The organism is Kribbella sp. NPDC002412 (genome assembly GCF_053592935.1).
In genome coordinates, this window is sequence record NZ_JBSFBL010000105.1 from 1 (window position 1) to 9,886 (window position 9,886).

A 9,886-nucleotide genomic window follows, 5' to 3' on the forward strand; every position below is an offset into this window, starting at 1 on the left:
CGACCACTTCGCCGTCCGGCTGCGGTGTCCAGCCGGCGGGTACGGCGACCACCGGACAGTGCGCGTGGGTCGCGACGTGCGTCGTGACCGAGCCCGCCGCGAGCTCACGGAACTCGCCGAGCCCCGTGGAGCCGAGCACCAGCACTGCCGCATCCGTGGCCTCCCGCAGGAGGACCGGCGCGGTGTCCCCGAACACCACCTCGACTTCGATGGCCAGGCCGGGATACTCGGCACGGATGAATCGGCATGCCTGGTCGAGCAGACGTTCCGCGGCCGCGCGGATGCTGTCCTGCCGCAGCATCACCGCGGCGCCGGTCACGCTCCGGACGATCGGCCACGGAGCCACGTGCACGACTCGGAGCGGCAGGAGTTGCCGCCCGGCCTCGGCGGCGGCCCAGCGGAGGGCGGCGAGGCTCGCCGGTGATCCGTCGTACCCGATGAGGATGGGCCGGTTCATGTCGTCACCACCATGATTGCCGCGAAGTAGATCGCGATCGAGAGCAGGTCCTGGATCACCGTGGCCAACGGTCCGGAGCCGAAGGCGGGATCCGCGCCGAGGCGGGCGAACAACCAGGGCAGGGCCATCGCGATCAGGGTTGCGATGGACGAGGCGGCGAAGACGGCCAGGCCGACGGCCACGGCGACCTCGATGTCGTCCCACAGCAGCCAGATCGCCGGCGCCGCCAAGACGCCGAGCAGGCCCCCGACGAGCAGGCCGGTCAGCGTCTCACGGACGACGATCCGCCGGATCCCCACCCCGACGGACAGTCCGCGAATCACCAGCGCCTCGGTCTGGGTGCCGACCGCGTCGGCGATGTACACCACGCCGGGTACGAAGAACGCGACGAGCACCGCGCGCTCCAGCGCCTCCTCGAACGCGCCGACGATTCCGGCGGCGCCGAGTGCGCCGGCGAGTCCGACCAGCAGCCAGGGGAGCCGGTGCCACAACCGGTGGGGAACAGGCTCGGTGCTGGCGGTCCGGGCCTCGGCTGTCGTGTGGAGGTAGCCGCCGAGCCGGGCCATGTCCTCGTCGTGCTCGGCCAGCAGGACTGCCAGCATCCGCTGGGGTGCGATCAGGCCGCGGAAGCGACCGGCCCGGTCGACAACGGCGAGCCCCGGTTCGCCGTGCTTCACGGCCTGCCAGGCCGCCCGCTCCTGATCGATGCCGGGGGCAACAGTGGGCGGCGCTGGATCCATCACCGCCCGCAGCGGGAGCTCGGGACCGGCGGCGAGCAGCCGTTCGATCGTGACGACGCCGGCGAGCCGGTCGCCGGCACAGACCGCGACGACAGCGGCGCTGTCGAACTGGCGGCCGGCCATCGCGTGCAGCACTGCACCGACGGTGTCGTCGGGTGCGCCGAGCGGCACGGCGATCGACGCGTGCTCCGCGGCCGTCTCCAGCAGCGAGTCCGGCATGGGCAGGCTCGCGCTCGCCGCCGCGGCGCGTCGTCCGGCCGATTGCGTTCTCACCGCTTCAGGTTGCGCCCGCGACCGGGCCCGGTCCTAGGGGCGAAGGTACGGCACGCCCCGGGCCGAAGGCCCTGCCCCGGCGGCTTCGATCCGAAGAGATTGAGAGCACGCAGTGACTCAGTCCGGACGCGTCCACGTGTGAGAGTCGCCAGGGCGTAGCAGCCGGGTCCGTCCGTAGCATCGGACGGCGATGGCGGGGCCGGGCTCGGTGTCGACGGTGACGGTGGCGCTCCTGGTCGAGATCTCGGCGACCACCCGATGGCCGCGATAGCGCAGGACCATCCGGAGCGTTCCCAGTCTGCCCGGCCACCGAGGACCGAACCGCAGGACGTCCTTGGTCGTGGTCAGCCCGGTGAAGCAGCGCTGGAGGAGGTCGGCGCTGCCGGCCATCGCCGCGAGGTGGATACCTTCGGCTGTGGTCCCGGTCTGCGTCGCGTCACCGGAGTCACTGTGCAGTGCCTGTTCCAGGAAGGCGAGCGCGCGGTCCGGATCGAGGGTCGCCAGGCCCCAGGCGTGGACGACCGAGCTCAGGGACGAGCCGTGGCAGGTCCGGGCGAGGTAGTACTCGACGGTCGAGCGAAGGATGCCGCCGGTCAGCGGGTACCCGAGCCGGTCCATCAGGCTGTACAGGTCCCTGCGTGGCAGCAAGTAGAGCAGCATCAGGACGTCGGCCTGTTTGGACACCTGGTACGACGACACGTCGCGACCCTCGGCCTCCAGGATCCGGTCGAGTCGCCGGATGTCGCCGTACTTGTGCTGGTAGTGCTGCCAGTCCAGCTCCTCGAGACGTTCGTAGCCCTCGAACTGGCTGATCACGCCGTCGTGGAACGGCACGTACATGCGGCGGGTGAGTTCGTCCCACCGGTTGCGTTCCGCCTGCGTGAGGCCGAGCGACTCGACGAGCTCGGCCTGTCGCCACGACGGCAGTCGGTCGAGCGCGCGCGCCGCGGCGTCGAACAACCAGACCGCCATCACGTTGGTGTAGGCGTTGTTGTCGATGCCGGGATCCGGCCTGCCGGGGTACCCGGTGTGGAACTCGTCCGGGCCGACCACGGCCCTGATCACGTAGCGGTCGCGGCCCGCGTCGTACTCGGCCAGCGCGGCGAAGAACCTGGCGACCTCCACGATGACCTCGGCGCCGCGGTCGCTCAGGAACTCGACGTCGCCGGTGGTCTCGACGTACTGCCACATGGTGTAGGCGACGGCGAGACCGACGTGTCGCTGCCGGAAGGTCGCGTCCTCGGTCCAGCGCCCGGACAGCGGGTTGAGGTGCAGTCGCTGGCTCTCCTCGCGGCCGTCGCTGCCCGATTGCCACGGGAACATCGCACCGGGGTAGCCGCTTTGTCGCGCTGCCAGCCGTGCGGCGGGCAGCCGGCGGGACCGGTAGCACAGGAGCGCACGGGTGAGCTCGGGGATCCGTAACGTGAGGACCGGGAACACGAACAGCTCGTCCCAGAAGACGTGCCCGCGGTACGCCTCTCCGTGCAAGCCACGCGCCGGTATGCCGGCATCGGTGTCGATGCTGTGCGGCGACACGGTCTGCAGCAGGTGGAAGAGGTTCAGCCGGAGTGCGGCCAGGGTTCCGTCGAACGGCTCCTCGAGGTCGATGGAGAAGCGCCGCCACAACTGCGACCAGGCCAGGGTGTGAGCTTCGGTCAGCTGGTCGAATCCCGGGGCGTTGTCGAGCGCGGCCCGGGTGGCCAGCTCCGGTTCCGAGATCCCGGCGTCGCGTGATCCGTGGATTGCGACGACCTTCTCCGCGCTGACGACGTCGCCCGTCGCCACCTCGACGGTCAGCTCGACGTACGCCGACGTGCGGTCGGTCCGCGTGGTCCAGTCGATGGGCGCTCCGTTGTGGAGGACGACCGTTTTGGTGCCGACGGCAACACGATGGTGCGACTGCGAGGTGGTCGCGGTCACCACCAGGTTGCTGCCGGCAACCAGTGGACCGAGCCCGCAGAGATGCCGGCCGTCGAGTTTGCGATAGCGCTCGACGCCGGAGTTGGTGACGCCACCGTGCACTGCCGAGCCGATCCGCATCCGGCCCGACCAGTTCACGGCCGTGACGGCGAGAGTCTGTCCACCGAGATGGGGATCGGCCATGCTGGCGATCCGGCGTTCGACCCCGCGCACCTCCCGGCCGAGCCGGTCGCGCAGGTGGAAGTGCCGGGTCAGGACGCCGCGCCGGAGGTCCAGCTCCTGGTCGTGCTCGAGGACGGCGCAGTTGTCCGGGGTCAGCCACTCACCGTCGTCGATGGCAACAGTGAGTGGGAGCCAGTCGGGCAGGTTGACCAGGCTCTCGTTCTCGACGCCGACGTGGTCGATGCGGTCGGTCAGCCGGTTGTAGTAGCCGGCCAGGTACGTCCCGGGGTAGTGACGGTCTCCGGCCGTCGACCCGGCCCAGGCCCCGCGGCTGGCGAAGTACCCGTTGCCGACCGCGCACAGCGCTTCGCGCCGGCGCTCGTCCGCCGGGTCGTATCCGTCGAAACGAAGAATCCAGTCGGCCACAGCGCCGTGGACCGACGACGCGGACACAGCTGCCATGGCTCCACTGTGCGCACCGGCCACGGACGCGAACAGAGCCGAAGGTCCTGTTCGGCCGGGCCAGGGGCTTTCGGCTTCTCGCAGCCGTGACAACCGCCCCTGCCGGGGTCGCACCCCCGGCCGGACGATCAAGGTGAGGAAACGAAGGAGAGGCGAATGCCATGAGCACAACCGTCAACTCGGTGATCCACGTTGGGCTCGACGCTTCCTGGCGGACCAGTGGCGCACTGGAATGGGCGCTGCAGGAGGCCGCACTGCGACACGAGCCACTGGACGCGGTCCACGTGATCGACGAGCGGGTACGGCGGTCGCCGTACTGGGAGCCGAACCTGATCGACGACGCGGCGATGGAGTTGGTCGGCGAGGTCCAGGCGTATCTCGACAACAGGCCGGGCACGCTCGACCACGAGATGGACCTGGTCGTCGGGCCGCCGGCGGAAACTCTGGTCCGCCGGGCCGCCGGCGGCCGGATGCTGGTCGTCGGCCGGCGCGGGATCGGCGCGTTCCGGCGGCTGCTGATCGGGTCGACGTCGGAGGCTGTGACGGCCGCGGCCACCGTGCCCGTGGTCGTCGTACCGGACCGGTGGGACCCGGCCGGCCACAACGGGCCGGTCGTCATCGCGCTGGACGAGTCGGGTGACGATCAGGCGGCGATCGAGTTCGCGGTCACGGAGGCGACCGAGCGGCACGTTCCGCTGCGGCTGCTGCACGTCTGGGACCTGCCGAACATGTACAGCTGGGAGGCTGTGAACTCGCCACGCCTGGCCGAGGAATGGGAAGCGGGTGTCGATCGGACATTCCATCAGATCGCGGAGCAGTGGCGGGCCAAGTACCCCGATCTCGCGATCGACGTCGACGTGTGGCGCGGCCACCCGGTCGACTGCATCGTCCGGGCGGCGGAGCAGCACGATGCGCAACTGCTTGTCGTGGGCAGTCACCGGCGACGCCGGCTGCCCGCCATGCTGCTCGGCTCGATCGCGCGCGGCGTGGTGCAGCATGCCACCCGCCCGGTCGCCGTGGTGCACGCGCCTGCCGGCCGCTGACGACAATGCTGGGCGGGCACGGCAGGTGCGCCGGGCCCGCCCAGGTACAGATCAGGTGCCAGGCGCTGGGTGGTGAGGGATGACCGCGACCGGGCAGTGGGCATGGTGCAGGACGGCCTGGCTGACCGATCCCAGGAGCAGCCCCCGGAATCCGCCGCGGCCGCGCGAGCCGACCACGACCAGCGCGGCGTCGGCCGACCACTGCAGGATCTGCTGCGCCGGGTGCCCGGTCACATGGACGAGATCCGGGACCGGATCGCCGTGCCGCTGAACAGCGGTGGCCAGATCCTGATGGCTCAGTTGCCGATCGTGGTGCGACGGCTCCACCGCGACGATGCGCAACGCGAGCCGGTGCGACCTGGCGAACGCCGATCCGAAGGCCAGGGCGGCCTCGGCCGCGGCTGATCCGTCGTAGCCCACGACGACGTGGTCGCCGGCGTGCTCAGTCCAGTCCGGCCGTACAACGACCACGGGGCACTGTGCGTGCGCGGCGAGGTCGAGCCCGGTCGAGCCGGCCAGCAGACCGACCGCTGCGCCCAGTTCCCGGCTGCCGATCACGAGCAGGTCCGCGTCGCGGGACTCCCGCAGCAAGACCGGAGCGGGGAATCCGTCGACACGTACGGCGGTGACATCGAGTTCTGGCTCGAGTTTGCGGGCGAGCGCCTGGGACTCGGCGACGATCTTGTCGGCCATCGCTCGCAGGCCCGGGGCCAGATCGTTTCCACCCAGCGGGACCGGGAACATCGGCCAGACGAAGGCGTGTACGAGCTTGAGCCGCGCGTCGCTCACCACTGCCTCGGCCGCGCCCCACTCGATGGCGGCCTCGGCCTCAGGACTGTCAGCCACGCCGACGACGATGATCTTCATGGTTCCTCTCAGCGTTGCTCTGCCGCGACCGCGGCGAGGGTGAACGGCTGGACGACCTCGGTCCCCCAGAACCGGGAGTCACCGGTCGGCGGGTCGTGGTATACCTCCCAGGCGTCTCCGACACGGATCCCGCCCTCGGTTTTCAGCCATTCGTCCACGGCTTCGTAGGTCTCGCCCAGTCGCTCGTACGGGCCGATGTGCCACGCGACGACGACCCTTCCAGCCGGAAGGCTGGAAGGCTCCACGTGATCGTCGCCCGCGATGCGGGTGTCGACAGGGAATCCGACCTCGACGTCGAACTTGTGGTCGGGCAGCAGGTGGTAGCGGGCGATCGGCATGCCCTTCGGGGCGACGCCGGTCGCACGCAGGTAGGCGACGACCCGGTCGAACGCGGCCGGAATCCAGGACCCCAGCTGCTCGCGATCCAGGATCGCCTTCATGACTGCGGTGTGCTGTGCGGGAACTGACCGCGATTCGATACGCATGGTGTCCTCCACTTCAGTTCTGGGCGGCAGTCAGAGCGAAGCGCTCGACGCGCTGGAGGTGGCCGCCGGTGAACGCGACGACGGTCAGCACCGGATCGGTTGCGCCGCGGAAGCCGACGCGCGTGGACCACGGCTGGTTCTCGCCGCCCGCCGGCACGCCGGGGGCACGGCCGATCGGCTGTTCGCTGGACGGTTGCCGGACCTCGACCACGATCGACTCGTCGACCCCGGTGATCCGGCCGCCGACGGTGATCGGTGAGGTCACCTTCGCGCCGTACGCCGGTCGCTCGACGGACAGCGTGGTGTCGCGGCTGCCGACCACCTCCCACGGTGCGTCGGCACCGGACCCGATCCGGGCCAGATGCAGGACGGCGGCCACGCTCGACGCTCCGTTCGGATCGTGGTACCCGACCGCCACCCAGGCCTCGGAGCCTCGCACCGACCGGGACACCACCCGGTCGAGCTCGCTGAAGCCGAGGTAGCCAGTGGTGAAGGCCAGCGCGGTCTGGCCGGCGTCCAGGTGCCACGGCTGATGCCCACCGGACCGATATGCCTCCTGCCAGGCCTGCGCCTCGGCCACCGAGGCAAAGGGCCACAGCGGCTGGTACTTGAACATGGCAGGGGTAGTGCTCGTCGGCGCCGGAGTACTCGGCGTGGCACTCGGCGTCCTGTTGGTCGTCACGGTCGGCGTCGGAGCGGCTGGGCCCGTAGGCGGCCCACCCGGTTGCACGGTTTCGTCACCACGAAGCAGAACGATCGCCAGGGCGGCCACCAAGACGGCCGTCGTACTGATCGCGACAGCCGCAGTCGTCCGCAGCCGCCGCAACCTCCGCTCGTCGGACCCAGGAGACCGTCCACCTGGTCCGGTGCTGGGTGTGGTCATCTTTCCTCCCGTCGGTCGGAGCACTCGCTCAAGCGATGTGTACGGCGACTACGCCGCGGACGGTGTCGGCGACGGCCCTGGCTTGGCGGCGGTCGTGATCGGTGGCGGGGCCGGTGACCTTGACGATTCCGCCGTCGACTTCCGCGTGCCAGCTGGGGTTCCGTTGCCTCAGGGCATCGTTGACGTCGGCGCTGATCCGGTCCTCGCGGGTCGCCAGCACGTGGATGACGTCGCTTCGGCTGACCACGCCGACCACCCGGCCCGCCTCCTCGACCGGCAGGCTTTTCACCATCGTCGATCGCATCAGATCGATGGCGTCGTCCAGCTCGTCGTCCGGGTGCACGCTCATCACCAGGTGTGCCATCACCTCGCCGACCCGGCGTGGACGGCAGGCGCCTGACACGGTGATCGGTGCGGACGGCATCCGGTCGGACAGCAGCAACGCGTCCTGCATCAGGTCGGCCTCGCTCAGCAGACCGATCAATGCACCGTTGCGGTCGACCACCGGCAGCGAGGTGATCTTGTTCCGGTCCAGCAGCCGAACGGCTTCGCTGACCGGTGTTTCACTCAGCACCGTGACGGCAGGTGCGGTCATCAGGTCCCTGATCAGCATTGTTCTCACCTTCTCCTTCGCTTGTCTCCATTGCAGGTCGGCCGGGTGGCGCCGGTCAGAGCCGAAGGTCCTCACCGCCGGGGGACCAGCAGGCGACCGGCTGCCGGTCCGTCCGCCACCGGCGCAAGGGCGCTCGAAGGATGACCAAGGTCCTGGCTCTGCTGTGTGTTTCGCCCCTGGCCCGAGTCCGCTGCCGACGGTCATCGTCGGGCGTGATGGCACGAGCCTGAGCGGAGGCGGCCGAGATGACAGCGGGACTGGACGAGCAGGACCGCGACGAGCTCCTTCGGGCAGCGGTCGCGGCTCCGTCCATGCACAACTCCCAGCCGTGGAAGTTCCGCTTCCGGGGCTGGGTGGTGGAAGTCCACCGGGATCGGGCGCGCGAGCAGCCGGCTGAGGACCCGGATCGCCGGATGCTGTTCCTCGCCCTGGGCGCGGCGATCTTCAACCTCCGGGTGGCCGCGGCCCGGCTCGGCCTGACGGCCGCGGCCCGCAGCGTGATCGACCGGCATCGCCCGGACCTGGTCGCCGAGCTCAACCTCGCCCCGGGCGGTCCGGACGTCGAGCAGTTACGGCCGCTCGCGCCGTACGTCGTCCAGCGCCGGACCAACCGGCAGCCGTACGACGAGCGGCGGCTCCCGGACGACGTGCGCACGCTGCTGGAGCTCAGCGCGCGGCTCGAGGGCGCCGAACTGGACTGGCTGAACCAGCCCGCCCGGCTGAAATGGTTGCGACTAGCAACGAAGGTGGCGGGTGGCCGGTCACCGGCGCGGGATCTCGCCGCAAGCCCCGCCGAGGCCACCAGGAGAATGCTTGCGACGCTCGAGCACGACCCACAGCTCGCGGTGCTGTGCACCCGGTACGAAGGCCCCGACCAGTGGCTGCGGGCGGGTCAGGCGATGCAGCGGGTTCTGCTCGAGGCGACCGGTCGCGGGGTCTCGAGCTCAGTGCTGAACCAGGTGATCGAGCACGAAGTGCTCCGCTGGCTCATCAACGACCCGCTGGGTGCCTGGCGGCGACCGCAGGCGGTGATCCGGTTCGGCTACGGACCCGCGACGCCGCCGACTCCGCGGCGGCCGATCAGAGACGTTCTGCTGGACTGAGCTTCGCGTTGCCGCACGGCACCACCCACTCCTGCTCCCGGTGCGGCGGGGCCCGTGGTCGCGGCGGCCGGCCCGGATCGGGCGGGACCTACGGCCTGTCGGCGGGGCCCGGTTCGCGGGTCCTCGGTCCTGGCCGATCGAGGCCCGAGGACTGTGTTCTGAGTCACCCCTGCGGCGGAAGACTCGGACTCACGATCGACCGACGGGAGAGGGCGATGAACAGCATCGAGCAGGGCGCAACCGGCGGAGTGCAGGACCCGGCCATCGTGGTTCGTGAGCTGTCGGTCCATGGAGTCGAGCTCGACGAGCTGCGCGTACGCCGCGGCGAGATCGTCGCCCTGCTGGGCGCCAACGGCACCGGTAAGAGCACGGTGAGCCGGGTGCTGGTCGGTGCGACGGCCGCCGCAGGGTCGGCACGAGTACTGGGCCTGGACCCGACGGACGACCACGCTGAGCTGAAGTGCCGGATCGGGTTCCTGATCCAGGACCTGGAGACGATGGGCTCGCTGAGCTCGCGCGACGTGCTGGACATCTGTGCCGCCGTGCGTGGCTGCTCGGCGTCGTACGCCGTGACGCTGGCCGAGCGGATCGCGCTGGACCTGGACCGGCCGATGGGCCAGCTGTGCCGGGGACAGTTGCGCAGGCTGGGCGTCGTCCAAGCGCTGATGCACCGTCCGGAAGTGATCGTCCTGGACGACCCGACTGCCGAACTCGACGCGCCCGGCCGGCTGGCGCTGGCGAAACTGCTGCGCGAGGCAGCGGCCTGGGGTGCGGCGGTGCTGATCACCGTCACGACCGCGGCCGAGGCAGCCGAGTACGCCGATCGCACCGCCACCTTCGACCGTCGAGCCGTCCCGGCCGCGGAACCGGCCCCGGAG

Annotated in this window: 10 protein-coding genes; 3 read left to right on the plus strand and 7 right to left on the minus strand. The window is 70.5% G+C overall.

The window, feature by feature from the left end:
* From ACWCOV_RS40315 to ACWCOV_RS40325, 3 genes are all read right to left on the minus strand, one after another.
* Window positions 1-457, minus strand: a 457-nt coding sequence (locus ACWCOV_RS40315) for a universal stress protein (protein ID WP_449834657.1), incomplete at its 3' end; no start/stop codon positions are given.
* The gene (locus tag ACWCOV_RS40320; RefSeq protein ID WP_449834658.1) at window positions 454-1,470 is read right to left on the minus strand and encodes a magnesium transporter; all 1,017 of its coding nucleotides are present in this window, start codon (window positions 1,468-1,470) and stop codon (window positions 454-456) included. The genes ACWCOV_RS40315 and ACWCOV_RS40320, both read right to left, overlap by 4 nt.
* Before the next feature lie 117 nt (window positions 1,471-1,587).
* Window positions 1,588-4,014 carry a glycoside hydrolase family 65 protein gene (locus ACWCOV_RS40325; protein WP_449834659.1) on the minus strand — a complete coding sequence of 809 codons (2,427 nt, stop codon included), beginning with the start codon at window positions 4,012-4,014 and terminating at the stop codon, window positions 1,588-1,590.
* Window positions 4,015-4,175: 161 nt separating this feature from the next.
* Between ACWCOV_RS40325 and ACWCOV_RS40330 the strand changes: the two genes are divergently transcribed.
* Window positions 4,176-5,057, plus strand: a complete 882-nt coding sequence (locus ACWCOV_RS40330) for a universal stress protein (protein WP_449834660.1) — start codon at window positions 4,176-4,178, stop codon at window positions 5,055-5,057.
* Between the two features lie 51 nt (window positions 5,058-5,108).
* On the opposite strand, the gene ACWCOV_RS40335 is transcribed toward ACWCOV_RS40330, so the two are convergent.
* The 4 genes from ACWCOV_RS40335 to ACWCOV_RS40350 all read right to left on the minus strand — a co-directional run bounded on the left by ACWCOV_RS40335 (window position 5,109) and on the right by ACWCOV_RS40350 (window position 7,905).
* Entirely contained in the window at window positions 5,109-5,924 is an 816-nt protein-coding gene (locus tag ACWCOV_RS40335) for a universal stress protein (RefSeq protein WP_449834661.1), read from the minus strand.
* Window positions 5,925-5,932: 8 nt separating this feature from the next.
* Window positions 5,933-6,409 (minus strand): GyrI-like domain-containing protein, encoded by a 477-nt coding sequence (locus ACWCOV_RS40340; protein WP_449834662.1) that lies wholly within the window; start codon window positions 6,407-6,409, stop codon window positions 5,933-5,935.
* A 13-nt stretch (window positions 6,410-6,422) separates the two neighbouring features.
* Window positions 6,423-7,025, minus strand: coding sequence for a hypothetical protein (locus ACWCOV_RS40345; RefSeq protein WP_449834663.1), 603 nt, complete (start codon window positions 7,023-7,025; stop codon window positions 6,423-6,425).
* A 295-nt stretch (window positions 7,026-7,320) separates the two neighbouring features.
* Window positions 7,321-7,905 carry a CBS domain-containing protein gene (locus ACWCOV_RS40350; protein WP_449834664.1) on the minus strand — a complete coding sequence of 195 codons (585 nt, stop codon included), beginning with the start codon at window positions 7,903-7,905 and terminating at the stop codon, window positions 7,321-7,323.
* A 245-nt stretch (window positions 7,906-8,150) separates the two neighbouring features.
* Between ACWCOV_RS40350 and ACWCOV_RS40355 the strand changes: the two genes are divergently transcribed.
* The gene (locus ACWCOV_RS40355) at window positions 8,151-9,008 is read left to right on the plus strand and encodes a hypothetical protein (protein WP_449834665.1); all 858 of its coding nucleotides are present in this window, start codon (window positions 8,151-8,153) and stop codon (window positions 9,006-9,008) included.
* A 215-nt stretch (window positions 9,009-9,223) separates the two neighbouring features.
* A partial coding sequence (locus ACWCOV_RS40360) for an ATP-binding cassette domain-containing protein (protein WP_449834666.1) occupies window positions 9,224-9,886 on the plus strand: 663 nt, incomplete at its 3' end.